Below are 25,439 nucleotides of genomic sequence, written 5' to 3'. Positions count from 1 at the left end.
ATTTACAGAAAAGCTGGCTAAAATCCAGCGAGCTAGTGTATGGCGGAAGAAGCGTCGGCATTGGACTCACTTCGGCGCTTGCGGATGGCTCCCGTAATGAGCCAGTCAGGAAGATCGCCTGTCTGTCTCATCACTCCGCCTACCGCTTGTAAGGCGCCTTCGTTTGATATGTTGAGAAACACATAGCCTAAGCTGTCTTTCACTACTTAGTAGATGTCAATTAGTTCTATTTTTAAATACTATACTCACTAAATTAGCAACACAAGCGAAGCCGCAACTGCGGGGTCAGCCGTTGCCGTGAGCCAACTAGCGCTCTTTGCTAGTTGGCTCATGGCTGAAGGCAATCCCCCAGTGGCGTAGCGGTGACAAAGTACGGTCCTCCGCTCCTTATCAGAACCCATTATAAGTCGGGCAACCGTAACAGCAAAAAGAGTAAGCCCATTGGACTCACTTCGGCGCTTGCGGATGGCTCCCACAATGAGCCAATCAGGAAGAGCGCCTGTTTGTCTCATTGCTCCGCCTACCGCTTGTAAGGCGCCTACGTTTGGTAAGTGAAAGCACTTGGTATATCTATTTGCACATTGGATTCTATGAATGAGCTGGATGCTGAGACCTTCTCATTTTAAACGCCACTCTCGTTATTTTAACCACTCCAGCGAAGCTGCAACTGCGGGGTCAGCCGTTGCCATGAGACAACTAGCCCCCTTTGCTAGTTAGCTTATGGCTGAAGGCAATCCCCCAGCGGCGAAGCGGTGACAATACACACACACCGCCCCTTGCCAGAACCCACTATCAGTCGAGCGCCGAAACAACAAAAAAATCCTGTCGACTCCTTTCCTTCATTGTACCGAAAGAAAAGATAGACAGGAAATATTTTAAACGTTTTTCTTATCCGACTGCCCCAAAGTGGAGAAACTCTTAAAATCTTCCTCCACCTTCTTCGCCAGCCTGCGCTCAAACCACTTACCAACCAACCACAACAGGAAAATCAGGAAAAACATAATCAACGTGCGAATCGGATTCGTAAACAACGCACGTATATCATGCCCGATATACGTAATCATCAAAATCATGACCAACTTACCAAGCATCAATGCAAACAAAAAATTCTTCTTATTCATATTTGACAAACCCGCCACTAAATTAACAACCGAAGAAGGAGTGAATGGAAAGCAAAGCAAAATGAACAACGGACCGAATCCATTGCGTTCCACCCATCGAATCAACTTCTGCACACGCACCGGCTTTGTCAAAAACGTGAAAAAGCGATTATCCCCGTACTTCCGAATGAGCAAGAACACCGCATACGACCCTGCCACCGTACCTGCCCATGAAAGCAGGAAACCTTGCCAAAAACCAAACGCCAGAGCATTTGCGATGACGAACACGACCAACGGCAGAAATGGCAAAAACGCCTCCAAAAAAGGCGGGATTAAGCCCATATAAAACCCAATCGACTCATATTGCCTTGCCAATTCCTCCACTTTATCAATTGATAGCCATTCCTTCATCGCAAACACCCTCACCGTTTAAAGTTCAATTAAATATGTTTACTTCTCCATATAATTGCAAAAGTCCCTAGCATCTGTCCATTTATAGTATAATAGCAGAAAGATTCTGATAGAAAGATGGGCTGCTTCATATGAATACAACTTTTTCTCAAGGCCTGAAAGCAGGATCGAGCATCGCCATCGGCTACTTTCCGGTTGCCTTAACGTTCGGACTGCTTGCTAAAACAACTGGACTGTCTATGATCGAAGCGACTGCTATGAGTTTGATTGTCTACGCAGGGGCTTCGCAATATATGGCACTTAGCCTGATCGCAACAGGCGTAGCACCTTGGCTCGTCGTCATGAATACATTTATCGTCAACATACGCCATTTCCTGATGACCGCTTCATTAAGCGAAAAAGTGGAACCGGCACCGAAGTGGATGAAGGCGATTTATGCATTCGGTATTACGGACGAGTCATTCTCCGTCCTGTCTACACAAAAAGGCAAGATCACGACAGCTTTCGCATTTGGCGTTGCCTCAATCGCCTACGGCAGCTGGGTTTTCTTCACTGCAGTAGGACATGTTATTGGCGCCAACCTTCCGCAATTTTTACAAAATGCGATGTCTGTGGCGCTCTATGCAATGTTTATCGGATTGCTCGTCCCTTCGATGAAAGGCAATCGCAAAGTTGTCTTGCTTGCTGCAATCGGAGCTGCTATTCATTGCGTGTTGTATTACGGAAATCTGCTGTCCACCGGATGGTCTATTCTGGTCGCAACACTCGGATCCGCTATTTTTGTAGAAATCATTTATGTAAAAAATAACCAGACAGTCGAACATTGGACTGTACAAAAGGAGGCGGATAACTGATGGGCGCTGCATATTGGTGGATGCTGCTCGGGATGGCGATCGCTACGTACGTGCCTCGAATGATTCCTTTGACGTTTTTGGATGGAAAAGAGTTGCCGCCGATCGTCAGCGGGGTACTTCGCAATATTCCGTACGCTGTGCTTGGTGCGCTAATTTTCCCTGCGGTTCTTCATATCCAAGACAATATCCTGTTCGGAGTCATCGGTGCCGTCACGGCTTTTGCTCTGTCTTTCATCGGACTCGATGTCATGTTCGTCGTTATAGGAACGATTGCAGTATTAGCTGTTTATAGTTTGTTTTAATCGCTCTCTTATCTTAATTATCCCCGAAACACTCCTGACTAAAACAGAGAATGCAATTTTAGGAACAAAAAGGCGGTCTTCAAAGAGTTATATGCTTTGAAAACCGCTTTTTTCATTCCTCCATTTGGCTTCTCCGGGCATTGCGCACCATACGTGAAGCAAACCAAAACCCCACCGTTAACGAGACTGCATCTGCTACATAAAGCAGCCAATTATGCGTGTACCCTGCATAGACAGATGCAGCAATCAAGGCCAATGTAAGGATGAGCCCTACCACATGATGGAATGTCACCCTCGTAAAAAACACCACTAAAAGTCCTGGCAACAATGTAGCAAGCAGAAGCTTCGTTTCAAAATCATGCATCGTACTCTCTCCTTTTACCGCACGACTAGCATACCTAGACGGAAATGATCGTGGCGGTACAACACTTGTTGCTTCAGCCGCACTTCACCATCACGACCAATCACCTGCAATCGGCAATGAGCGGCATTCACTTGGATCGCGTCATACAATTCACCTTCATTATGAATCGTAATACCGTTCACCGACTTAATCAGATCACCTGGAATAATTCCCATTTTTTCTGCTGGGGAATCCTCCAGTACAGTAACGACGAAAACCCCTTCAGACTGCGGCACTAATATTAAAGGCTTTTTGCGCTCGGAAACAGAGATCAAAACAGACAGGAAGATACGACACAACACCCCCGCGATCAACGCGGCCCAACCAAGAATCGGCATCCAAATCGCCCCGACGCCTATGGCTGCAACCGCAATCCCAAGCCAAGCGACCGCTGCACCCATTTTAGGAAACAGCACATCTGGGAATGAAGCACGTGCCATCTGCGAAAAACCGATGATCAGCGGAATTGGTACGAATGAAAACTTTTCTGCCCCGAGCGTGAATTGTGGCCAGTAAGGAGCATATTCCGCAACCATATGACCGGGCACTAAGAGAACAACCGGAACTATCCACAACAGTTTTGATTTATATATCGCCGCACGCATTCCTCGATTTGTCGGAATTAAAAACGGTGAAGCATGACGACTCGCATAACGACGGATCAGCAAACCTTCCGTAATTAAAAACAGTCCGGCGATAATCGGGACTGTAATTGCCAATGTGCCGAAAAAGTCCAAATCCTCTTGTACAAACCAATCGTTAATTGAAAAATCTCCCACCCATCGACCGACTGCATATAAACCGAAAAACGCTATCGCTGCATAATAGATCGGTGAAGCTAGTTTATAGGAAAATGATAAGATTACTAGCAACATCACGAGCGAAAAAATTATGATCCAATTAAAATCAACAATTAATCCTACGCCTGCAATTAGAACAGAAAGTAGCAAGCCATGTATCCAGGCAGAAGTAAGCCCATGCTTCATCTCCGTCAAGCCAGCCAGCACGCGGGTCGTAAAGTCTTTTCTTTCTCTCTTGACCCGAACATAGCCGAGCAGCACGGCCGCAAGCAAAGCAACCAGCCAGACTGGATTAAGAAGAAAATATAATATTGCTTCCATAATAGTATTCAGTAGTTCGCTAGACATCATCTATCACCTTCCCGCTCGTCCAAACAACTCTTTTCCCCATTGTACAAAAAATGAAGGGAAATAGCGAATGCAGAACGAAAAAAAACGCACCTCCTATGAGATGCGCTCTATTTATTCTGCTAATTCATTTACTAAATAATCAATTGCCATCCTCAACTGCTTATCGTTTTTCGCTTCACCGCGGTACTCCTCCACTGCGGCCTTCAACGTGGTGAAAAACTCTCGATCCATCGCATCATTGTCGGCGATTTGATGGTCTGCACGGAATGCCTGTACTGCTTCAGCAGTATCTTTATCAAAAAAACCGTCTACTCGACCGGTCTCATAATCAAAAGCTTTCAGCATCCGTTGCGCATAAGCGATTTGGTCATTGTAGTGACCCTCTTTAAACGTTTCCGTGACCATTTGTAAATGCTCCGTGAACAGTATACTCTGCTTCACTTCTATATCTGCTTTGACACCTTTTCCGTGAATCCACTTTTCTTTCGGTGTCAGCCATTTATTCGTCGATAGTTTTAACTCGCCACCGTTTGTTAACTCCATCGTCTCCTGCACAGTACCTTTCCCGAAGCTTGTTGTGCCGATGATGGCTCCGCGTTTCAGATCTTTTACAGCTGCGCTTAACACTTCACTTGCGGATGCGCTTCCCACGTCTTGTACGAGTACGACCGGAATTTGTTTCAATCGTTCATTGTAATCGATATCCGCAGATTTCTCTGTCACGAGTGGAGTCAAATTCCCTTTCGCATCCTGCATCACGACAAACACCTTATCTTCGTTCAATAAACTCCCCGCTATTTCGGAGACTGCCATCAAATAACCGCCTGGATTGCCCCGCACATCGATGATAATCGCCTTCGCACCCTGCTTGATGACTTCTGAAGTTGCTTTTTGCCATTCTTTCGCCGTCTCTTCACCGAACATCGTCAGTGCTATGTACCCTAACTTAGCACCTCGTTCTTCCAGCAGTTGATGTGAAACGGACTGCACCGGAATTTGATCTCGAACAATGGTATATTCCATATGTTTATCTGCGTCCGGCCGGAAAATCGTCATCTTCACTTCCGTTCCCTCTTTACCCCGAATCAAATTTACAACTTCTTGCAGCGTTTCATTGCTTAATCGCTCATTGCCTACCTTTACGATTTCATCATACGGCTGCAAACCTGCTTTCTCCGCTGGCCCCCCTTTTATAGGAGAGACGATGATATACTTGCCGTTCGTCCGCGTCACTTCAGCCCCAATTCCTACTCGGGAGCCTGCCAGCGATTCACGGTGTGAAGCTGCTTCTTGTTCCGTCAAATAAGTCGAATACGGATCACCTATCGTGTCCGTCATCCCACGCAGTGCTCCTTCGATGAGCCTGTCCTTTTCGACTGGATAAACTGCTTTTTCTTGAATGGTTTCATACACTTCATCCAGCACAGGCAACTTACTGATGGGCTTTGCTGATTCCGATCCTGATTTTCCGCAACCATTCAATCCGAACAGCACACCGCCGATCAGCAAGATGCTTCCCAATAAAAAAAGCCTGCTCCTACGCATGCATAACCTCCTCCTCCCTCCACTATATGAAGGAAGACAAGAAGTTACGACACGAGAACAGACTCTTTTTTCAATCCATAAAATCGACCAATTCATTCAACGTTTTTTCATCTAACGGGCCAATGACCTTTTGTGCAATTCGCCCTTTCGTATCAATCATAAACGTTGTCGGCATGGAGAATACACCATACATTCGCGTTACTTCCGCAGTTTTATCAAGCGGGATCGGAAAGCTCAATTTATACGACTCTACGAAATTCTCTACTTCACTGATTCCCAGTTTCTCTGACTCCGTCACATTGACCGCAATCAATTCGACTTGATCTTCATCCGTCAGTTTCGAATAAAAACTTTCCATATGCGGCATTTCTGCTTTGCATGGAGGACACCAGGTCGCCCAGAAATTCAAGATCACTTTCTTACCTTTCAGCTCTGACAAAGTCACCGTTTCACCGGCAAGTGTCTCCAATGTGAAGTCAGGAGCAGGTGAATACTGTTCGAGCCCTTCTTCAGCCACCTCTAGTTCATTCGCTTGACTCAAGGAGGTTACAGGCGATTCAATCGGCTCAGGCTTCTCCACTGTATTCTTCACCATCAAAAAAACCAATGTGCCGATCACTAACAAACTGAGGATGGATCCAATCATTTTTTTACTCACTTTGCTTCTTCCTTTCTACTTACCGAATGCGTTGCCTGGCGTTGCAGAATCCACATCAGCAACCCGCTTCCGATCGTTGTGATAAGCGGCATTGTCCAAAATGCGCCTGGCTGAGATGCCGACACCATGAAATGAACCGCAATCCAAATAATTGATAATTCACTAACCGAATTGGCTTTCTTGCGGTAACTCCAAAACGTCAAGGCCCATAACAAAACGAAGAAAGCGATCGTCCCGCCTTTAACTAGGAGACTGCCATCATTCAAAAAAGTCATGACCACTTGATACACCGTCTGCCAACTAATCAACGCAAGCAACAGCGACCAGTGATCCTCGTACTTCCACTTCTCTTTCATCCCTTGCCGAATTGTCAGCAGACCGACAACAATCAAAGCTAGAATCCAACCAATCTTGCCGCCATGGAAGTATAGAATAGACAAAGGATAGTGACGGACAGTCGAAAAGTCTGTCAAGATCACAGAGAACTTCCATATGATCACCGTATTAAAAAATATATTGCCGATTCGGTCACCAGCTGTTTTCCCAAAGTATATGCGAATGAAAAGATAGGTCATGACAAAGCCTGCACTAAATGCAATCCAGGAAGACGGCATGGTGATTGCTCCGACAGGATAATACTGAGTTATGGGCACCGCCACTTCCTCCTTCATCTGTCACCATATGAAAAACCTGCCGTTGAATAGGCAGGTTTTCATTTTATCCTATATCAAAAAGACACGTAATGCAAAGGGTTGACCGCGCTTGGACCAGAGCCTGAGAAGTTTCCAACATGGACTTCAAAGTGCAAATGTGGTCCTGTCGAGAAGCCTGTTGATCCAACAGCTCCGATATATTGACCTTTTCCGACATGGGCACCTGAGCTCGTACTAATTGACGAAAGGTGACCATAGACAGTAGTTAAGATTTTACCGTCGACAGAATGTGTGATCATGATCACATTACCGAATCCACTCATCTGACCCGCGTAAGATACGACGCCATCTCCAGCTGCTACAACCGGAGTTCCCATAGGCGCACTTAAATCGATACCACGGTGCTGTTTTTTCGCATGAGTGATCGGGTGTGTTCTCCAGCCAAATCCTGAGCTGTATCTACCATTTGTAGGCTTTGTCCAAAATCCGCTTGAAACAGCAGGTAGGTTACCAGTCGGTGCAGATGAACCACCGCTTGATTGTGTTTGCTGCTGACGCTTCGCCGCTGCTTCCGCACGACGTTTTGCTTCTGCTTTGCGAGCAACTTCCGCGAGACGATTCTGTTCCGCTACGATTTGGCCTTCCAACTCGTCACTGATTTCGATTGCATCGTTATACTCTTCTTCGAGATTGGCTTTCTCTTTTGAAAGTTTCTCTTGCTCAGCCTGCAATTTATTGACGAGCGTATTCTTTTCTTTCTTTTGAGCATCCAACTTATCTTTCATTGCTTGAATTTTAATCTTGCGTTCTTCTTGTTCTGCTAACTTTTGCTCGACAAGCTTTTTCTCTTCTTCAAGCTGTGCCATATCTTCTTCTTGCTGGCGGATAATTTTACGATCCGCATCCATTAAAGTCGTCACTGCCGAAAAGCGGTCAATGAAATCAGAGAAGCTGTTCGCACCGAGCAACACGTCCAAATAGCTGACTTGTCCGCCCTTCACTTGCATAACCCGCACGCGTTCGCGTAATACTTCATCACGTTCCGCAATACGAATTTCCAGTTCTTTGATCGACTTTTTTAATTCTTTAATCTCTTTCTTTGTTTGATCCATTTCGGCAACGAGATGATTCATATTGCTGTTTGTTTCATCGATTTTCGCGTTGAGCTTCTTGATCTGCCCCGTGAGCTGATCTGCTCTCGATTGCTTCGCCTGAATTTGACTTTCTTTATTCTCGATCGTGGAATTTAAACTGTTCTTTTTATTTTCCACCGCTTTTCGTTCATTCTGAAGATCTTTCAAAGTACTTGCCGAAACGCCCCCACTGCCGACCATCGTCGTCATAAGACATACCGCCAAGACACTCGAAATGATTCGGTGTCGCTTTATCAAATCCCAGTTCCCCCTTCGAAATTTCAAATCTATCAATCCTTTATACTTTTAAGAACTTTCTAACTGACATAAAGCTGCCCCATACGCCAATGAATACCGCGATGAACAGCAGTAAACCATTCAACTGCAATAGAAATGGCATTGGATTCAGTAAATGAAACAGTTCATTTTGCAATCTGGCTTCCCATACGGTATACAATTGAGAATAAGCGACTGTAACCAAGATCATCGGCAAAATCGCACCAAAAATTCCGAGCCACACTCCTTCGAGCATGAATGGAATTCGTACAAAGCTATTGGTTGCGCCTACAAGCTTCATAATCTCGATTTCTGTTCGTCTCGCCACAATCGTTAGACGGATTGTGTTCGATATGAGGAACATAGCGGTAAATAATAAGGCCAATATTAAAACAAGCCCTACATTCCGACCAACCTTCAGCACATTGAACAGTTTTTCAACCTTACCTTCTCCATATTCCACATCGTATGTATAATCGTATGTACCGATTTTTTTTGCGATTTTCGCCGTCTCTTTCGGATCCGCAGCTTTAATATAAAGCGCGTCACCAAGCGGATTGCTCTGCTTGTACAGCGCCAGCTCATCTCCGAATGAATCGATCATTTTTTCAAGTTCCTGATCTCGGGTGGAATGGACTACCTCTTCCACACCTGGCGTTTCCTTCACTTTCTTTAAGAGCTTTTGTACCGCTTCCTGATCCGCCGCGGGATCCGCTACCACTTTAATTTCCACATCATTTTCAATATTATCCGCGAGTTGATTCAAGTTCATCATGATGACGAAGAACACGCCGATGAGTAGCAACGTGACCGTTACCGCACTGACAGATGCGAAAGTCATCCAATTGTTTCGGCTAAGGCTTTTGAAACTTTCCCTCACGTGTCGTTTTAACGTTCTAAATTTCATAGCGGTACTCTCCTTCATACTCATCTCGTGTGATGAGACCGCCTTCTATCTGAATCACTCGGTTGCGCCGCGTGTCGACGATTTCCTTGTTATGTGTTGCCATGACAATCGTCGTGCCGTGCGCATTGATTCGTTCAAAAATTTTCATGATCTCCCAAGATGTGTCGGGATCTAAGTTTCCAGTCGGCTCGTCCGCAATAACCAGCTTCGGTGAATTGACGATTGACCGTGCAATCGACACGCGTTGCTGTTCGCCCCCCGACAATTCATTCGGGAACATTCTTGCTTTTTGAGTTAATCCGACCAATTCCAATACCTCAGTCACTTTTTTACGGATCGCACTCGGTGTTTCTTCTATTACTTCTAGTGCATATGCAACATTTTCATAGACATTCAATTTAGGCAGCAATTTAAAATCCTGGAAGACCACACCGATCTGTCTTCTCAAGAAAGGCACATCTTTACTGCGCATTTTTGTTAAGTCCGTTCCATTGAAATAAATCGTTCCACTGGTCGGAACTTCTTCACGATACATCATCTTAATGAAAGTGGATTTTCCTGCTCCACTTGGCCCGACAACGTAAACAAATTCACCTTTTGTGATCTCAATGTGGATTCCGTTAGAAGCCACTACGCCATTCGGGTACTTTTTGTACACATTTTTCATTACAATCATACATTTTAACCACCTGAATTTTGTTTTCCATTCATATTCGCCAAACTAATTATAGCATGATTCGACATGCCTTGTATTACAGTTATGTATCAAATGGTCTAAGTGGGTATTTTTATGTGAAATCCTGGCTAACCCTCTCCAAACATGAAAAAGACCATTCTCAAGGAGTCCTCAAGAATGGTCGATTGTTACATAATTATTTCTTCTCAGCAAGCCAAGCTGCTACTGCGTCAGCTTCTTCGCCCTTGATGAGACCTGGAGGCATTGCGCCTTTACCGTTGATGATGATGTTATGGATTTCTTCTTCAGAGTGAGTAGCTCCAACTTTGTCCAATGCAGGACCCGCTCCACCTTCTAAGTTTCCACCGTGACAAGACACACAGCTAGTCTGTACGACTTTCTCCGCGTCTACATTGGATGTTTCAGCACCGTTGTTGGTATTTGTGTCTTCTGCTGGCTTGTCCGCTGCGTTGTCGTCACCGCCGCCACATGCACCAAGCACTAGCGCTGCTCCAAATAAGGTAGCCAAAAGTTTGTTCTTCATGCAATATCCTCCCTTTTGATTAATTTTTTCTCACATTCAATAGTATACCAAAAAACCTTCGTTCCACAGCAAACAGAAATGACAAGTTTTCAAATTCTACAATGAAGCTGCCATGCGTCTTCTGCGTAATGGACGGTTTGGTAATGAATACACTCTATAGTATTGACCAAAACATTGCGGATTAAACATTTTATTTTAGATAAAGTGTAAGGAATTTAGCAAGTCAGCTGTGCCTATTACTTTTCTCGATGAGTAAAGATGACTCAGTAAGCGTTCCGGGATTTCCGCTACAGACGGTACGCTTTCCGGGGGGCGTGGCCTTGAGCCTCCTCGTTCGCTTCGCTTCCTGCGGGGTCTCAAGACGCACGCTGATCCCCCAGGAGTCGACCGTCTTCCGCTCCAATCCTTAATTAGTGGGGATGGACACACAGTAAGCCCATTGTACTTTTTTTAAAGTCTGAGAAGAGTCCCCACACTCAGAGTACATAACGGGCATCTCTCATTCTCTTAGTTAAATAGCGTTAGGTGATTTCAAGAACAAGAAGCCTGCGAGTACTGCTTCTTTTCATTAGCTTTTGAACTTTGATCAATTTCGTAAGGACACATCGCTTTGTCACTTAGAATTTTCAATGGATAAGCCACTATAATTCCCATCAAAAAGTAGGGATTGGAGCGGCGGGTGGCGACTCCTGCGGGATCAGCTCGACAGGTGAGACCCCGCAGGAAGCGTAGCGAACGAGGAGGCTCACCGCGAGCCCCGCGGAAAGCGTCCACCCAGAGCGCAAATCCCCGGAGCATTTACTAAGTCTTACAATCCCATTATTACTTTATTAGAACAAGAAAAAGTGCATTTCTGCACTTTTTGATTAGGATATTCTGGAACGCAAGTAAGCGTTGATGAATGGGTCGAGATCGCCATCCATGACGGAGCTTACGTTTCCGGTTTCTTCATTTGTTCGGTGGTCTTTTACCATGGAGTATGGGTGGAAGACGTAGGAGCGGATTTGGCTGCCCCAACCGATTTCTTTTTGCTCGCCACGGATTTCCGCTAAGCGGGCTTCTTCTTCTTCAACGCGAATTTGATAAATTTTTGCTTTAAGCAAATTCATCGCACGCTCACGGTTTTTGATCTGTGAACGTTCCGTTTGACAGGTAACGATCGCGCCTGTCGGTATATGTGTCATGCGTACAGCAGAGTCCGTCGTGTTGACGTGCTGTCCGCCCGCGCCGCTGGAACGATACGTATCGACCTTGATATCCTCTGTTTTAAGATCCAAATCGATATCGCCGTCGAATTCCGGCATGACTTCAATGGAAGAAAAAGATGTGTGACGTCTTCCAGAAGAGTCGAATGGTGAGATACGGACTAATCGGTGAACGCCTTTCTCAGCTTTTAGATAACCATAAGCGTTATGACCTTTGACACCCAAAGTGACCGATTTCACACCTGCTTCGTCACCTGCTTGATAATCAAGGGTTTCCACTTTGAAACCATGGTGCTCAGCCCAACGCGTATACATGCGGAGCAACATTGAAGCCCAGTCTTGTGACTCGGTCCCGCCCGCACCTGAATGTATCTCCAGCACTGCATTGTTTTTATCAAATTCATCGCTCAATAGCATCTGTAGATCGAATTTATCCATTCGTCCTTTGAACTCTTTTAATTCGGAGACGAGCTCTTCCTGCAACTCTTCATCTGCCTCTTCACGAAGCAGTTCAAGTGTCATTTCTAAGTTTTCCTGCGTGTCATTCAAGTCATTGTATTCCCCGACAATATCTTTTAATGCATTGGATTCAGAAATGACTTTTTGCGCGGCATCCTGGTCGTCCCAGAAGCCTGGCTCAAGCATCATTTCTTCTAATTCCTGCATACTGGCCTCTTTGTTTTCTAAGTCAAAGAGACCCCCTAAAGTCCGCTAATTTCTTAGCTGTTTTGTCGAGCTCGTTCCGAACATCGGATAATTCCATCATAATTGTTTCCTCCTGAGTGGTTGTTTCTCTAAATCTTTGACTGATTAACCTATATACCGATTATGCACTGTTGATCTACGTTCCAGGCGGACGCTTTCCGGAGGGCGTGTCTTGGCCGCTTCCCTCAGTCCAGGGTCTCAAGACACACGCTGATCCTCCCGGAGTAGCCGCCTTCCACTCCAATCAACTTGGCTTCCTTTCGTTCAAGGTTAGCTCGGATAATAGATCATTAGACCAAATAAAATAATATTACGCTTTGCCGTGGCAGTTTTTATACTTCTTGCCGCTGCCGCATGGACAAGGATCGTTGCGGCCAATGTTGACCGAACGGCGAATCGGTTTTTTGCGTGCCGGTTCGCTGCCTTCTTTCGGGTTGTTCGCTTGCCCTTTTGCTACTTCTTCACGCTCTAGGTTGTTGCGGATTTCTGCTTTCATGACATACTTCGTCGCGTCGTCTTCAATCGCTGTCAGCATATCTTCAAACATCGCAAATCCTTCTGCCTGATATTCACGCAACGGGTCAGTCTGTCCATACGCACGTAAATGAATTCCGTTTCGAAGCTGATCCATCGCATCTATATGATCCATCCACTTCGTATCAATCGCACGCAGTAAGACGACTTTCTCGAACTCGCGCATGCGGTCTTCAGACATTTCCTGCTCCTTCTCATTATAGCGTGCAATCACCAATTCGTGAATAAATGATTGCAGTTCTTCTTGAGATTTCCCTTGAAGCTCCGCGACCGTAACGGAGTCTTCCGGCAATAGGTTCGCTTCCAGATAATCCTTCAGACCTTTAGCATGTACTGTGTTCTCATCGATATGCAGCACAACTACACGCTCAATGACCGAATTCAACATCCCTTCAAGTACAGGACGTATATTATCGGAACTTAACACATCATTACGTTCTTTATAGATAACTTCACGTTGCTGACGAAGAACATCATCATACTGCAGCAAACGTTTCCGCGAATCAAAGTTGTTCCCCTCGACTCGTTTTTGCGCAGATTCAACAGAACGCGAAACCATTTTGGATTGAATCGGTGTGGAATCATCCATTCCGAGCTTCGTCATCATCGATTTCATTTGCTCCGAACCGAAGCGGCGCATCAATTCATCTTCGAGTGACAAATAAAATTGTGTCACCCCAGGATCTCCCTGACGTCCCGAACGACCGCGGAGCTGATTATCGATACGTCTTGACTCGTGCCGCTCTGTACCGATGACCGCAAGACCGCCAACTTCTTGAATATGATCGCCCAGTTTAATATCTGTACCACGACCTGCCATGTTTGTCGCAATCGTTACTGCACCTTTTTTACCGGCGTCTAAAATTATTTCTGCTTCGTGTTCATGGTTTTTCGCGTTCAAGACGTTGTGCGGAATACCATACTTTTTCAAGAAAGCAGAAATGATTTCAGATGTTTCGATTGCAACGGTACCGACCAAGACAGGCTGACCTTTTTCGTGACGTTCTTTAATATCTTCCGCCACCGCTTTGTATTTGCCGTCCATCGTTGCAAAGATCAAATCTGGACGGTCGTCACGTGCGATTGGTTTATTCGTAGGAATTGCAATGACGTTCATATTGTAAATATTACGGAACTCTTCTTCTTCCGTTTTTGCAGTACCGGTCATGCCGGAAAGCTTTTCGTACATACGGAAATAGTTCTGGAATGTAATCGTCGCAAGTGTCATCGATTCGTTCTGAACTTCAAGACCTTCTTTTGCCTCTATAGCCTGGTGTAAGCCATCACTGTAGCGACGGCCTTTCATCAGACGTCCGGTGAAGGAGTCAACGATGACAACTTCGCCTTCTTCCACAACGTAGTCTACGTCATTATGCATACTGACATGCGCTTTCAATGACTGATTAATCGCATGATTCAGCGTGACGTGCTGCAAATCGAACAAGTTGTCAATGCTGAACGCCTTCTCTGCAGCCTCAATACCTGACTCTGTCAAGACGACGCCTTTCGTCGATTCATCAAACGAATAGTCTTCTTCTTTTTTCAATGTAATGACGAAACGATTCGCCAGACGATATAGTTCTTGTGATTTTGCTGCTTGACCGGAAATAATAAGCGGTGTACGGGCTTCATCGACTAAAATGGAGTCAACCTCGTCAATCACCGCAAAATGAAGCGGGCGCTGAACTTTATGTTCATTGTAAAGCACCATATTATCCCGTAAGTAATCAAAACCAAGTTCATTGTTCGTACTATAGGTGACATCGGCTTCATAGGCTTCGCGTTTCTCTTCCTTGCCCATGCTGTTCAAATTCAGGCCGACTTTCATGCCTAAAAATTCATATAGCTGGCCCATTTCGGCTGCGTCACGGCTGGCCAAGTATTCGTTGACTGTCACGACGTGCACACCTTTAGATGTTAGAGCATTTAAATAAACGGCGAGTGTAGAAGTCAGCGTCTTCCCCTCACCGGTCTTCATCTCTGCGATATTGCCTTCATTCAGTGCGGCTGCCCCCATGATTTGAACACGGAATGGATAGAGTCCGAGCACGCGGCGAGCGGCTTCCCGAACGACTGCGAATGCTTCGACTTGCAGGTCCTCAATCGTTTGGCCTTCTTGATAGCGTGTTTTGAATTCGTCGGTTTTTGCTGTCAGTTCATCGTCTGACAATTTTTCCATGTCGGAAGCCAATGCTTCGACTTGGTCTGCTACTTTTTCGAGACGTTTCAAGTCACGTTTGTTCGGATCAAACATTTTATTCAATACGCCAAGCATTTATGTCACATCCTCATAACTTCTTCAATCAAGCAGGTTTGTCCCGCCAGTTGTTCGTTCTGGTAAGTTTTCACTAATACGAATTTGTGTCACACTCCATTTTAGCACTGTCAAAAGCCTGGTGCAAATGGTCCGCCGTATGGATTTTCAGAGGACAGAGTGAGAGTGCTAGGTTGTCCGGGGATTTGCGCTACAGACGGGACGCTTTCCGGAGGGCGTGGCTTGAGCCGCTTCCCTCGCTTCGCTCAGTCCAGGGTCTCAAGACTCACGCTAATCCTCCCCGAGTCGCCCGTCTTCCGCTACAATCCCTACTTTTAAAAGGAAGTATAATGGCTAGTCCATTGTAATTTATAAGGGACAAGGTGTTGCCTTCTAGCGTGATCAAAGTTCAAAAGCTAAATGATTTTGTGCAGTACTCGCAGGATTGGTTAGCCGTAAAATCACTTAACACGCTTGAACTCATTTAATAATATATCTAAGTTTTGCAATCTGACATTTAGCTTCTTCTTAGATTTAAGGAAATCACTGTGGACTGGCGAATTGTTCATTGCAAATCTTTGCCCTGAATCTCGGACCGCTCAACAAGTAATCCTATAGGTTAAGGCTCGGCATAAATCATTATGTATAATAAAACAAGCCCAGCTTAGCTGGACTTGTTTGAGATTGTTGATTAGTTTGTTTCGATCAGACCGTAACGGCCGTCTTTTCGTTTGTAGACGATGTTTGTGCCGTCGGATTCTGCATCTGTGAAGATGAAGAAGTTGTGGCCGAGCATGTTCATTTGAAGGATGGCTTCTTCTTGATCCATTGGCTTCAAGTCGAACTGCTTTGTCCGTACTACGTTGAAGTCTTGATCGTCATCGAGAGATTCTTGTGTGTTGTTACTATCTTCAACAGATTGGAAGAAAGCAGCTACGCCTTCGCGCTCGCGAGATTTTCGGTTGACGCGTGTTTTATATTTACGAATTTGACGCTCGAGCTTATCAACGATCAAGTCAACAGCTGCATACATATCACTGTGGCGCTCTTCTGCGCGAAGTGTCAAATTCTTCATTGGAATCGTTACTTCCACTTTTGTTTGTTTATCATTATACACTTTCAAGTTAACGTGAGCTGTTGCGTTTGCACCTTCTGTAAAATAACGCTCCAGTTTTTGTATTTTCTTTTCTACGTACTCTCGGATCGCCGGAGTAACCTCGACGTTTTCACCGCGGATATTGAAGTCTAACATATGAACTCCTCCTTTATTTGAACCTTATTAGTATACTTCTTCATAGTACCCTTAAATACCTTCTGCAAACTTGAGAAATTTGCTGAAACTTCAAGAAATTTTGTATAGATCAATGAATTCACTCCAAATGTTTCTCCACACGCGCACGTTGTTTCAGTTCCTCCACAATTTGCGCATCTACTCGTTGCTCTTCACCGAATTCGAAACCGTATTGAAAACCGTGCTGCACAGACTGCTTCCAGACGACGGCACCAAGAATTTTGAAAGGGTGCTGATACAGCGTGAACTCCAACTGCAAAGTAAGTTTTTTAGGATGCAGAGGCAAATCGAGGAACGTAAAAAACTTCACGCCGCCCGTACTAATATCTATTAGCTCACACTCCCCTTCATTCGACAATTTCTTCTCTTCGCCATCCAACTGAAGTCGAAACTTCGCAGGTAGTTGTGGGTTGAACTCGTATCTAAAATAGTCATGCCGATTATAGCGCATACGCTATTCTCCCTTCTTATTGAATTTCTATGTAAAAAAACCGAAAGAGATGCGCTCTCTTTCGGTTCTTATTGTTTCGTATCGTAATAGGCACCGTCTTGGATCATTTTCCCGTAAGGATTCGTGTAACTATTGATATTTTCTTTCTTTGCTTGGGACTCCGAAATATTTGTGCGGATGTCCTTCATGAAGCGCGCAAGATTCATTTGCACTTCTTTTTCAAGCTGCATGAGCTCTTGACCAGCATCTCGTTCTTCCTCTGTGAATGGTTCTGCAATATGCGGTTGCAATTTTTCACGGTCGTCGAGCAATTCCTCAATCTGTACTATCACTTCATCCCGCTTGGACTCCTCCACATTGTTCGTCAACGTAATCAATTGTAGAGAACGTTCACGCCAAACTGTAATAGCAGCCCGAATCATATTTCATTCACGTTCGCATACTGTTTTGAACGATTGACCTGAATGACCTGCTTCCACGTATCGCGGAATTCCTTGATAATTCCTGAAGCTTCATCGAAAAGAGCCGGGTCATTTTTAATATTACCATCGATGAGACGACTGTTGACAAACTCATACAGCACCAACATATTCTCCGCGACTGGATAAGAAGTATCCAATGTCAACATCAATTCCGTCACAATGGCTTGAGCTTTTTGGATTGCGACATTTTTTTCTTCAAGTTTACCTTCTTCTAGCGCCATTTTCCCTTGTTGAATAAACTTGAGGCATCCGTTGTAAAGCATCAAAGTCAATTCTCCGGGAGTAGAAGTCGTCACCGAGTTGTTTTGATATGCTGCATAAGGATTGTTAATAGCCATGTTACGTCATTCTCCTTTTTTCTTACAAAGTTTCATTACATACCGCCGCCAAATGCATTCATCAACTGTGCAGACTGGGCATTCGCACGCTGGATCGCACGCTCCATCGCGGAGAACTGCTTCCAATAGCGATTTTCCATCATCTTTAATTTATCTTCAAAACGTTCAATTTGTTTGTCGAAACTTTTTAGTGAGCGTCCTAGGGCGAAGGTGTCGTTGACTGCAGTGGTTCTACCTGCTTTTTCTTCGATGGTTTTTTGGGCGTTCTGCAGTTCCTTCCGGTAGTCTTGAGCGATACCGGAGTTTTTTGGATTCTCCTTATCATCCCGTCCAATTAAATCGTAGACAGCATTCGGATTTTCTGCAATCTTTTCGCGTAGTTTGTCTTCATTTATAACTAGCTTTCCGTTATCCATATAACTTTTTGACGGCTCAATACCTAAGTCTTTGAGACTAATTGTAATTTTATTGCCGTCTTTATCAGTCGTATCGACAGACTTTGTCATAATCCCTCTCAAGTTAGTCAGCATGCTCGAAATCGCTGGATCATTACGCAATGTTCCGCTTTTTGCTTTTTCTTCCCACAGCTCAATTTCCTTTTCTTTCATGTCTTTCTTTTGCTCGTCTGAAAGTGGCGGGAAATCACGATAGTTTTTTTCACGGATTTTGCTGTTTAGTTTTTCGATCAGCTCATTATAATCGTTGACGAATTGTACGACGGAGTCGACAATTTTATCTGAATCTGCGGATGAACTGAATGTAATTTGCGAAGTAGTAGTCTGCTTAAGTGTCACTTCAAAACCATTAATTTGGAATGTGTTAGATGCACGTTCTGTTTCCAAGCCGTTAAAAGTGAACTTCGCATTTTCACCATTAGTAAAAAATACTTTTCCTGCATCTCCGGGTTCGTTCGTTGCCGAACCTTCAGTTGCATTCTCAGTAACTATTCCGAGCTTCGCTGCCAAATTTCCTATCCCCGTTGCCGTGCCACCGTTTTCGTCTAGTGGTGTAGAAACATCTTCAATAGTTATTTTGCCTTCCCCACTGTTTTTAGCAGTAACAGCAATTCTTCCTGAGTAAGAATCATAAAACGCATTGACGCTAGTATCTTTATTTATTTTTTTAAGTACCGAATCTAAAGTATCATCGCTAGAAAACGACACTGTTTTACTGCTTGTTCCATCGCCCGTACTAACCTTCAAGCTGAAAGTTCCATTTGAATCTGGAGTCAGACCCAAATCTGAAAGTTTTCTTTTAGCGAAATCTGCTTCTGATGGCTTTCCATCTACTACAGCTCCCTGCAAAGTAGCCTGCTTAGCTAACTGCTTCACTTCCAAAGTCCCTGAAAAATCACTAGAAGCATTCAACGACTTAATACTGACTGCCTTATCATCTGAGACATTTACATTTTTTTGTAAATAGTTACCTTCCTTAATAACAGTATCAAACAACTTATCACTCTGTTTGCGTAAATCCCGGTTTATACTACGATAATCATCCATCTGCCACTGCGTATATGCTTTTTTCTGTGTAATTTTATCAAGCGGGATCCGGTGTGCTTTCATCATGTCTCTGATGATTGTTTCTGTATCCATACCGGATGCTAATCCACCAATTCTCATTTGCTTCACACCTTTTCTTTAAATTTTTTGGTCTACCAATAATCCGACGAATTCTTTCATTGAGGCGTACATGTCCATCAATTTCTTTGGTGGGATTTCACGCACGATTTCATCCGTCTGAGAATCTACGATTGTTACATAGTATTCATTCAGTTTATCATGAAATTTAAATCGCAACTGTGTATTTACGCTTTCGAGGAACTTATTCATGCCGTCTGTCAGCTGCTTTGCATCACTTTTTGAAAGTTCTTTCCGCTCTTCAGGAGGCGGTTGTTGCCTGGTGTCTTTAATTGGCTGTACTTCTGTAACTGGTCTTTCGGTTTCAATGGACGCACTATCATAGGATGACTGTACTGGTTGAGGCGTGGATCCACTGCCTATTCGGCTAACCATACATGGAACCCCCCGTCTTTAAATCAACATTCGTTATTACTAGTATCGGTTTTAAACTAGAGATGTTGAGCCAAACAGATGAAAATCTTCCCACCGACTGAATTTAAAAGATCCACCACTCTCTCGTTGAGGGAGTAGCGGATCTTTGTTGTATCAAAATTCATATCCTCAGCTGTACAGCTTCTTCATGCGTTTCCTGGATATACTCCGCAATCTGTTCCTGCTCGTTCGTCAGCTCTGTCAGCGTGGCGTTCATTTCTTCGATCGCCGCCGTACTTTCCTGAATGATCGACGCAAATTCCACTGTACGTTCAGAGACTGTTTCACTGCTCTTTGTGATGTATTCGAAGTCATCCATGAATGCATGTAAGGCGCTTTGCAATGTCGTCATCGTGCCGAACAGTTCAGTGAATGATGAATTGGAGCGATCTGCAACTTTTACTTGTTCGGCGACTTGTCGCAAGCCGTCCTGCAACTTGCCTACCGATAATTCATTGAATGTATTTACTTCGGATAAATTCAGATCAATTTTCTTCAGCGTTCCGTCGGTCAACCCAGCGAGCTTTCGGATCTCGTCCGCAACGACTGCAAATCCTTTTCCTTTCTCGCCCGCTCGCGCCGCTTCAATACTGGCGTTTAAGGCAAGCAAGTTGGTCTGTTCCGTAATTTCCTTGATTGTGCCTGCAAATGTATTCGTTTCCTTAATTTTATCAGAAAGAATCTTAAATGTTTCATCCAGTTCTTCAAAGAATTTTGAAAAATGGTCAATCTGTTGTTTCAGTTCACTAATTTGATGCGTTCCTTCTTCTGCTTTTAGGCCTGCTTCGTCTGTCTGTATCGCTAATTCACCCATCTGTCCCGAAATGCGCGTCACAGAACTATGTGTATTCTCTGTGCTCTCAGCAATTTCCATTATATGATCGGCTTGATTTTGACTGGAGGCGCTCACTTCATTAATCGCAACCAACATTTCGCGTTGGGACGATACGGAAGTCTCGGAGCTAACTTGAAGCTGGCCTAGATTGCTGGTGATTTTTTCAACCGCTTGATCTAGTTTTTGTGCCAACTGCTCTTCTTTGCGCATTTTTTCTGCTGTCAGTTCGGCATATTCTTCAACTTGCTTAAAATTACGTGCATTTTGGCGCACGACCAAGAGCAATATCACTCCACCTAAGAAATGAAGCAATACGAGGTTGCTTCCGCTCGCCGCCACCAACTCTGGCTCAACGAAATGTACATTGTTCAACAGTAATGCAATCAAACTCAACACATATCCAAATGCCATAATACCCATCTTGCCGTGAATGCCCCCCAGCACAAGCAGCAAAATGATAATACCTATTGACCCTAAATTCGCTTCGGAAAAATAAATGACTCCAACCGCAATCGCAAAATTCATCAGCATCAAGAAGTAAGGCAAATATTTCGTGATCAGTTCATGCTTAGTGAACAAAAAATAAAAATACAACATAGCTGCTATCGCAAACGGGATGGCCACCGATAAAATAATCTCCATAGCCGATTGCTGAATAAACTGCGCGATCAGTCCAAGTCCCGCTGCAATCCCAAACCCTAACCCCATGATTTTATTCTTCTGTATCCAGTCCTCTCGCTTTACCTGTTCAATATCCATCATACATCCCCTTTCACTATACCAGTATAATTGGCAACATAGTAATATTAAGGTAGCATGAATGAATGTTCATTCATATAATTCCGATGGCCTATCTTATAATTTATAGTGCTCATCTCCATTCTCCGAAGGGTCTTTGGATCTATATGAAGTTTTCCTTTAACGTTTGATAACTTCTTAACCTACTACATAAGATTAGGTAAAATAGAGAAAGGAGGGTTCAATGTCAAGCCCTGATACAAACCAATGGCTACTGGAGTGTTATGAGCGTCCTATCGAACTCTGCCGAAAGTTAACGAGCTACTTTAGAGGTGCTACCGCAGGCCAAATCTATGACCATCTAACGTTTCATGGTCTCTACAGCTATCCTACCAAACCAGCTAAACAAGTCGTTTCAGAACTTCAGCGATTACAAGCTTGGGATATTGTGCAAAAAGAAATCAAACTGCTCCGTAAGGAATGGCAAGGTCCTCAAATCCCTACTTTCATTCTCCCAGCTCATTCCACAAAATCTGGTTTAGCATTCAATGATAAATTATTCATCTTTCTTCCTCCTGATTGTAGCGAGTCTGAGATCAAAGCTGTCGTTACGCATGAATATCATCATGTTTGTCGACTTTCAAGATTTTTTCAGAAAGAATCCGATTATACGCTACTAGACGCCATCGTACTGGAAGGTCTTGCAGAGCATGCGGTCCGTGAACGACTCGGGAGTCAATTGGTAGCAAGCTGGACAAATTGGTATACAACCAGTCAGTTGGAAGAGTTTTGGGATACACTGTTTTTTCCGAACCGTCAGCTGCCAAAATCGTCATGGGCGCATGAGCATCTAGTGAATGGAACGGCTGGCAATCCACGCATGGCAGGTTACGCAGTCGGTTATTTTTTAGTAGGGAGGTATATGAAATCTTCAGGGCTTACAACGGCTGGTTTACTTGGTGTTTCGGCAGAACAAATGGTAAAGAAGCTGTCGTAACCCACGACAGCTTCCTCCCTTACTTCTTACCAGAAAAACAAGGACAATAAAGCAATGCCCGCAATCGCACCTAACGCAATTCGTTGATATCCGCCATAGCCATATCCTCCAAAACCATATCCTCTTATACCAAAACCGCCATAGCCAAAGCCGCCCAATCCACGAGGTCTACCGATCGGCTCGATTACAACTTGCCTTCGATCTACTTCTCGAATATAGCCACGATAAACACCGCCATCCTTCGTCTGAACCGTAACTGCTCTGCCATGATATCGCTGACACATTTCGTAAAATCCACAATTCGACATCTTTTCACCCCCTCAGTCACTCCTATACACAGCGTATGCCATTAAAAGGCATACGTCTGATCCATCCGTACATGATGGGTTCCAAAATAAACATCATAAATTCTTTTGAGAAGCCAAGACACTCTGAAAATTTCTGCATACGATAAGGATAGTTCCACATTTGGAGGTGAAGTAACTATGGGTGAGTCAGTTGGAGGAGCAGGTTACAACGGTGGTTTCGGTTTCGCAATGATCGTCGTGTTATTTATCTTATTGATCATTGTCGGCGCAGGGTTTATGGGATACGGCTGTTAATAATTTCTAAATGAAACGGAAAAGGTGGTGAATAAAATGTTCGGATTCGGTGGATATGGATGCGGCGGTGGCGGTGGCTGTGGCTATGGCGGCGGTGGTAATGTTGGCGGAGCCGGCTGTGGCGGATATGGCGCAGGTCGTGGATTTGCATTGATTGTCGTATTATTTATCCTTCTCATTATCGTTGGCGCTGCTTGCCTATAAAACGGAGAAGGAGTAATGGTTTGTCAGCCCGTCGATTTTTACGACGGGTTTTTTGTATTTTATTCATTCGACAAATTAAGACACTCATATTTCAACCGATAATACTAGTGTTCTATTTAAAGAGCAGGAAGGAAGGAACACCACTTGTTTAGATCTATTAAAATTAAAATCATTCTAATGGTCATGGCCCTCTTCATTGTCGGTATTTTCTTGATGACATTCATGACGAATGATCAGGCAAAGAAACAATCTATCGCGAATGCAGTAGAATCCAGCAACACGATTGCAAACGAAATAAGCTTTGGTATATATAGCTTTTTGGACAACTTTGAAAATGGTTTGAATTTACTTGCGGCTACGGACGCCATCACTTTTTTCACAGGGAAAACTGGCGGGACGACTGAAGTTGATCTCGAATCGGCGTTGGAAGACTTTTTAGCAGTCTATCCTGATACATCGTCTATTTTTTATTCATTGGCCTCAAATTCCACAATCATAAAACCAAATGCTGATTTAACAGATTTCGTTGCCACCGAGAGATCATGGTACAAACTAGCAACCGAAAACCCAGAAGAAGCCCAATGGTCTGCCCCTTATCTCGATCATGCAACAGGCAATTTCGTCATTACTGTTTCAAGAGCAATTACCAAGAATGGAAAAGTGGCTGGAGTTATCGGCTTAGATATTGACTTGGCGGCGCTGACCGACGAAATTTCCAGCAAAGACATCGGGTATGGCGGCTATCCAGTATTACTGGATCAACAAGGACTTGCCATCATTCATCCGTCAAAAATCGGGGAAGATTTAAGCACTTTGTCTTACTTCAATGAAATGTTTGATCACGAAAGTGGTGTAGTCACATTTACAGATGAAGATGGAAAAGCGCAACGCAATATTTATACAACATTGCCTGATTTCAATTGGAAAGTAGGGACGGTCTACGAAGAAAATGCACTCAATAGTCTAGCTCACTCTCTCCGAAACTCCATGTTGATCATCGCACTCATTACGCTGGCAATCACATTTACCGGCCTGTTCATCGCAATCGGCCGTATGCTCAAACCTATCGAAATAATTAAAGAAACGATGGCGACAGTTTCTACAGGTGACTTGACTGTCCGTTCCGATATCAAAACAAATGATGAAATCGGCGAACTCGGTCAAGACTTCAATCAAATGGTAGAGAATATGAACGATATTATTTCAGTCGTCCGCACCTCCGCAGAAAATGTCCGCGTCAATTCGGAAAGCCTGAGTGCTGTGTCCGAAGAAACCAATGCCGCAAGCACGGAAGTCGCCCAAGCAGTCAATGAAATTGCAGAAGGTGCAGCCAAATCAGCAGAAGTTGCAGAAATCGTAACGGAACGCACCGATTTGCTCAGCCATGAAATCAATGAAATTATCGTAAAGGCAGATACAATGAAGGACATCGCGAGAAAAACAGGTATCCAGAACGCCAATGGCCAGGAGCAGATGAATGCACTGAATCGTTCATTCGCAACAACCGGGACGACTTTGGAAACAATGACTAAAGATATTTCTTCATTATCTGGAAAAGTACAAGCAATCGGAAGTGTCATGGAAACAATCATGAACATTTCCGCGCAGACTAATTTATTGGCATTGAACGCCAGTATTGAAGCGGCAAGAGCGGGAGAACACGGCAAAGGATTTGCTGTGGTAGCCGAAGAAGTACGAAAGCTTGCTGAACAATCCGCACGTGCAACGGATGACGTTAAAGTGACCATTGAAGAACTACAGGAAGACTCAAGAATCGTCTCGGAACAAATGAAAGAAACAATCGACACGTTCCGCGAGCAAGGATTGGTCGTACAAGGCACTGAGGAAACCTTCAAGGAACTCTCCTCTCTGATGTATGACATGCACGATTCCATTGACACCGTGACAGAGGAAATTGATTTAATAGCCGCTCATAAAGACGAAGTGACATTGACGATCCAGACGATGTCTGCTACATCTGAAGAAACAGCAGCGGCTTGTGAAGAAGTAAGTGCTTCATCACAGGAACAGCTACGCGCCATCCAATCTGTCACGGATGCGGCCGAAACACTGACTGAACTGAGCGAGAAACTGACTGAAGTCATAGAACAATTTAAAGTTTAACCGAATGCAAAA

At 44.3% G+C, this 25,439-nt stretch carries 27 protein-coding genes and 1 pseudogene; 6 read left to right on the top strand and 22 right to left on the bottom strand.

What is annotated here, in order from left to right; genetic code table 11:
- Positions 1–32 precede the first annotated feature (32 nt).
- The 3 genes from MKY93_RS05010 to MKY93_RS05000 all read right to left on the bottom strand — a co-directional run bounded on the left by MKY93_RS05010 (position 33) and on the right by MKY93_RS05000 (position 1,511).
- Positions 33–203 (bottom strand): hypothetical protein, encoded by a 171-nt coding sequence (locus MKY93_RS05010; protein ID WP_176132517.1) that lies wholly within the window; start codon positions 201–203, stop codon positions 33–35.
- 45 nt (positions 204–248) lie between these two features.
- Positions 249–512, bottom strand: a complete 264-nt coding sequence (locus MKY93_RS05005; protein ID WP_340758458.1) for a hypothetical protein — start codon at positions 510–512, stop codon at positions 249–251.
- Between the two features lie 363 nt (positions 513–875).
- Complete coding sequence (locus MKY93_RS05000) at positions 876–1,511, bottom strand: TVP38/TMEM64 family protein (protein ID WP_009765741.1); 636 nt, start codon at positions 1,509–1,511, stop codon at positions 876–878.
- Positions 1,512–1,642: 131 nt separating this feature from the next.
- Between MKY93_RS05000 and MKY93_RS04995 the strand changes: the two genes are divergently transcribed.
- Both MKY93_RS04995 and MKY93_RS04990 read left to right on the top strand, forming a co-directional pair.
- Positions 1,643–2,365, top strand: coding sequence for an AzlC family ABC transporter permease (locus MKY93_RS04995; RefSeq protein WP_078817323.1), 723 nt, complete (start codon positions 1,643–1,645; stop codon positions 2,363–2,365).
- Positions 2,365–2,667, top strand: a complete 303-nt coding sequence (locus MKY93_RS04990; protein ID WP_009765743.1) for an AzlD domain-containing protein — start codon at positions 2,365–2,367, stop codon at positions 2,665–2,667. Before MKY93_RS04995 ends, MKY93_RS04990 begins: the two co-directional genes overlap by 1 nt.
- A gap of 112 nt (positions 2,668–2,779) precedes the next feature.
- Here MKY93_RS04990 and MKY93_RS04985 read toward each other — a convergent pair whose 3' ends face one another.
- The 18 genes from MKY93_RS04985 to MKY93_RS04900 all read right to left on the bottom strand — a co-directional run bounded on the left by MKY93_RS04985 (position 2,780) and on the right by MKY93_RS04900 (position 21,521).
- Positions 2,780–3,031 (bottom strand): CsbA family protein, encoded by a 252-nt coding sequence (locus tag MKY93_RS04985; RefSeq protein WP_340758457.1) that lies wholly within the window; start codon positions 3,029–3,031, stop codon positions 2,780–2,782.
- Positions 3,032–3,045: 14 nt separating this feature from the next.
- Entirely contained in the window at positions 3,046–4,218 is a 1,173-nt protein-coding gene (locus tag MKY93_RS04980; protein ID WP_340758456.1) for a PDZ domain-containing protein, read from the bottom strand.
- Positions 4,219–4,332: 114 nt separating this feature from the next.
- Positions 4,333–5,766 (bottom strand): S41 family peptidase, encoded by a 1,434-nt coding sequence (locus MKY93_RS04975; protein WP_340758455.1) that lies wholly within the window; start codon positions 5,764–5,766, stop codon positions 4,333–4,335.
- A gap of 70 nt (positions 5,767–5,836) precedes the next feature.
- Positions 5,837–6,424 (bottom strand): peroxiredoxin family protein, encoded by a 588-nt coding sequence (locus tag MKY93_RS04970; protein WP_340758454.1) that lies wholly within the window; start codon positions 6,422–6,424, stop codon positions 5,837–5,839.
- Positions 6,421–7,077, bottom strand: coding sequence for a hypothetical protein (locus MKY93_RS04965; RefSeq protein WP_340758453.1), 657 nt, complete (start codon positions 7,075–7,077; stop codon positions 6,421–6,423). Before MKY93_RS04965 ends, MKY93_RS04970 begins: the two co-directional genes overlap by 4 nt.
- A 74-nt stretch (positions 7,078–7,151) precedes the next feature.
- Positions 7,152–8,468 (bottom strand): murein hydrolase activator EnvC family protein, encoded by a 1,317-nt coding sequence (locus MKY93_RS04960; protein WP_245799470.1) that lies wholly within the window; start codon positions 8,466–8,468, stop codon positions 7,152–7,154.
- 40 nt (positions 8,469–8,508) lie between these two features.
- Positions 8,509–9,393, bottom strand: coding sequence for a permease-like cell division protein FtsX (ftsX, locus tag MKY93_RS04955; RefSeq protein WP_009765750.1), 885 nt, complete (start codon positions 9,391–9,393; stop codon positions 8,509–8,511).
- Complete coding sequence (ftsE, locus tag MKY93_RS04950) at positions 9,383–10,069, bottom strand: cell division ATP-binding protein FtsE (protein ID WP_078817320.1); 687 nt, start codon at positions 10,067–10,069, stop codon at positions 9,383–9,385. The genes ftsX and ftsE overlap by 11 nt, the downstream gene beginning before the upstream one ends.
- Before the next feature lie 196 nt (positions 10,070–10,265).
- The gene (gene cccB, locus MKY93_RS04945; RefSeq protein ID WP_340758452.1) at positions 10,266–10,613 is read right to left on the bottom strand and encodes a cytochrome c551; all 348 of its coding nucleotides are present in this window, start codon (positions 10,611–10,613) and stop codon (positions 10,266–10,268) included.
- Between the two features lie 866 nt (positions 10,614–11,479).
- Positions 11,480–12,581, bottom strand: a protein-coding gene (gene prfB, locus MKY93_RS04940; RefSeq protein WP_340760906.1) for a peptide chain release factor 2 whose coding sequence is annotated in 2 segments (ribosomal slippage) — positions 11,480–12,508 and positions 12,510–12,581 — 1,101 coding nt in all. Because the reading frame shifts where the segments join, the coding sequence is not laid out codon by codon here.
- 252 nt (positions 12,582–12,833) lie between these two features.
- Positions 12,834–15,332, bottom strand: a complete 2,499-nt coding sequence (gene secA / locus MKY93_RS04935) for a preprotein translocase subunit SecA (RefSeq protein ID WP_340758451.1) — start codon at positions 15,330–15,332, stop codon at positions 12,834–12,836.
- 670 nt (positions 15,333–16,002) lie between these two features.
- Positions 16,003–16,563 (bottom strand): ribosome hibernation-promoting factor, HPF/YfiA family, encoded by a 561-nt coding sequence (hpf, locus tag MKY93_RS04930; RefSeq protein ID WP_009765757.1) that lies wholly within the window; start codon positions 16,561–16,563, stop codon positions 16,003–16,005.
- Between the two features lie 118 nt (positions 16,564–16,681).
- Positions 16,682–17,053 carry a PilZ domain-containing protein gene (locus MKY93_RS04925; RefSeq protein WP_340758450.1) on the bottom strand — a complete coding sequence of 124 codons (372 nt, stop codon included), beginning with the start codon at positions 17,051–17,053 and terminating at the stop codon, positions 16,682–16,684.
- A 68-nt stretch (positions 17,054–17,121) separates the two neighbouring features.
- Positions 17,122–17,475 (bottom strand): hypothetical protein, encoded by a 354-nt coding sequence (locus MKY93_RS04920; RefSeq protein WP_340758449.1) that lies wholly within the window; start codon positions 17,473–17,475, stop codon positions 17,122–17,124.
- Complete coding sequence (gene fliS, locus MKY93_RS04915) at positions 17,472–17,873, bottom strand: flagellar export chaperone FliS (protein ID WP_221835650.1); 402 nt, start codon at positions 17,871–17,873, stop codon at positions 17,472–17,474. The genes MKY93_RS04920 and fliS overlap by 4 nt, the downstream gene beginning before the upstream one ends.
- 35 nt (positions 17,874–17,908) lie before the next feature.
- The gene (locus MKY93_RS04910) at positions 17,909–19,495 is read right to left on the bottom strand and encodes a flagellar hook-associated protein 2 (protein WP_340758448.1); all 1,587 of its coding nucleotides are present in this window, start codon (positions 19,493–19,495) and stop codon (positions 17,909–17,911) included.
- Positions 19,496–19,513: 18 nt separating this feature from the next.
- Positions 19,514–19,888, bottom strand: a complete 375-nt coding sequence (flaG, locus tag MKY93_RS04905; protein ID WP_340758447.1) for a flagellar protein FlaG — start codon at positions 19,886–19,888, stop codon at positions 19,514–19,516.
- Between the two features lie 160 nt (positions 19,889–20,048).
- Positions 20,049–21,521 carry a methyl-accepting chemotaxis protein gene (locus MKY93_RS04900; protein ID WP_340758446.1) on the bottom strand — a complete coding sequence of 491 codons (1,473 nt, stop codon included), beginning with the start codon at positions 21,519–21,521 and terminating at the stop codon, positions 20,049–20,051.
- Between the two features lie 223 nt (positions 21,522–21,744).
- On the opposite strand from MKY93_RS04900, the gene MKY93_RS04895 reads away from it, so the two are divergent.
- Entirely contained in the window at positions 21,745–22,497 is a 753-nt protein-coding gene (locus tag MKY93_RS04895) for a DUF2268 domain-containing protein (protein ID WP_340758445.1), read from the top strand.
- Between the two features lie 26 nt (positions 22,498–22,523).
- On the opposite strand, the gene MKY93_RS04890 is transcribed toward MKY93_RS04895, so the two are convergent.
- Complete coding sequence (locus MKY93_RS04890; RefSeq protein WP_340758444.1) at positions 22,524–22,805, bottom strand: hypothetical protein; 282 nt, start codon at positions 22,803–22,805, stop codon at positions 22,524–22,526.
- 177 nt (positions 22,806–22,982) lie between these two features.
- Here MKY93_RS04890 and MKY93_RS04885 point away from each other — a divergent pair, with 177 nt between their 5' ends.
- From MKY93_RS04885 to MKY93_RS04875, 3 genes and pseudogenes are all read left to right on the top strand, one after another.
- Positions 22,983–23,099 (top strand): YjcZ family sporulation protein, encoded by a 117-nt coding sequence (locus MKY93_RS04885; protein ID WP_078817308.1) that lies wholly within the window; start codon positions 22,983–22,985, stop codon positions 23,097–23,099.
- A 120-nt stretch (positions 23,100–23,219) separates the two neighbouring features.
- Positions 23,220–23,303: pseudogene (locus tag MKY93_RS20410) on the top strand (YjcZ family sporulation protein); the annotation flags it as partial.
- Between the two features lie 144 nt (positions 23,304–23,447).
- Positions 23,448–25,427: a methyl-accepting chemotaxis protein gene (locus MKY93_RS04875; RefSeq protein WP_340758443.1), complete on the top strand. Its 1,980-nt coding sequence runs from the start codon at positions 23,448–23,450 to the stop codon at positions 25,425–25,427.
- Positions 25,428–25,439: the final 12 nt, after the last annotated feature.

This window comes from Sporosarcina sp. FSL W7-1283 (assembly GCF_038003105.1).
In the GTDB taxonomy this organism is placed as follows: domain Bacteria; phylum Bacillota; class Bacilli; order Bacillales_A; family Planococcaceae; genus Sporosarcina; species Sporosarcina newyorkensis.
This window is presented reverse-complemented; position numbering and strand designations above follow the sequence as displayed.